General features: G+C 71.4%; 1 protein-coding gene. It reads left to right on the top strand.

Features of this window, described 5'->3' with window-relative positions; translation table 11 throughout:
* On the top strand, window positions 1-1,364 hold a 1,364-nt coding region (locus ACGF5G_RS35730; protein WP_393271322.1), incomplete at both ends, for a condensation domain-containing protein.

The raw sequence follows: 1,364 nt of genomic DNA, 5'->3' as shown, positions 1-1,364 counted from the left end.
GGAGTTCCAGGCGGTCGCCCCGTTCGCGCTGCTCGACGACGCCGACCGCGCCGCCCTGCCCGCCGGCCTCGCCGACGCGTACCCGATCGCCCAGGTGCAGCTCGGCATGCTGGTGAAGACGCTGACCGACACCGACCGGCACACGTACCACAACGTGTCGGCCTTCCCGATCCACGACGACCAGCCCCTGGCCCCCGACGCGCTGCGCCACGCGGTGCAGGCTGTCGTCGACCGGCACGAGATCCTGCGCACCTCGTTCGACCTGAACGGCTACTCCGTGCCGCTGCAACTCGTGCACGCCGAGGTGCCCGTCGAGGTGACCGCGCTCGACCTGCGCGGGACGGATGCCGAGGACCGGCTGCGCGCCTTCATGGCCGCCGAACGGGCCACCCCGTTCCCGCCGGACCAGGCCCCCCAGATGCGCGTCGCCGGCGCGATCGGCGACGGCAACGCCTGGTGGTTCGTGCTGACGATGTCGCACGGCATCCTCGAAGGCTGGAGCCACCACTCCCTGCTGATGGAGATCCTGGACAACTACCGGCAGCTGCGGGACACCGGCGCCCCGGTGCCCTTCGAGGCGCTGCCGGTCCGCTACGCCGACTTCGTCGCCGCCGAACTGGCCTCCCTGACGTCCGCCGAGGACGAGGCGTACTGGCAGGGCGTGGTCGAGCACCCGCGCTTCGCGCTGCCGTCCGGCTGGGGTGCGCCCGAATCCGACCCCGAGTTCCAGTGCGGCACCCGGGTGCCGCTGCACGACCTGCTCGACGGGCTGAAGGGCCTGGCCAGCCGTACCGGCACGTCGCTGAAGAGCGTGCTGCTGGGCGCGCACCTGAAGGTGATGAGCCAGCTCACCGGCGAACCCGTCTTCACCAGCGGTCTCGTCTGCCACGGCCGGCCCGAGGTGGCCGGCGCGGACCGGGTGTACGGCATGCACCTGAACACGCTGCCGTTCGTCCACCGGGGACCGGCCGCGACCTGGGCGGACCTGGTTCGGCAGACCTTCGAGGCCGAGCTGGAGCTGTGGCCGCACCGGCACTATCCGCTGCCGTCCGTGCAACGGTTCACCGGAGGCGAGCGGCCCATCGAGATCCTCTTCAACTACCTGGACTTCGAGCAGGTCGACACCGACCGCGTCGGCTTCGACGACGCCATCTACGAGGCGTCCAGCGAGTTCGACCTGCACGTCTCCACCCTCGCCGGGACGCTGAGCATCCTCAGCCGCCCGCACGTCGTCAGCTACCCCAACGTGCTGCGCCTCGGCGCCATGTACCGGGCGGTGTTGGAGGCGATGGTCGCGGATCCGGACGGGGACGCGCGGGTGGTGTGTCTGTCGGCGGACGAGGTGCCGGTGGTGCTGGCCGACG

Source organism: Micromonospora sp. NPDC047730, from assembly GCF_043204765.1.
Lineage (GTDB): Bacteria > Actinomycetota > Actinomycetes > Mycobacteriales > Micromonosporaceae > Micromonospora.
Note: the sequence above shows the minus strand (reverse complement) of the source record. Positions and strands in the feature narration are given on the sequence as shown.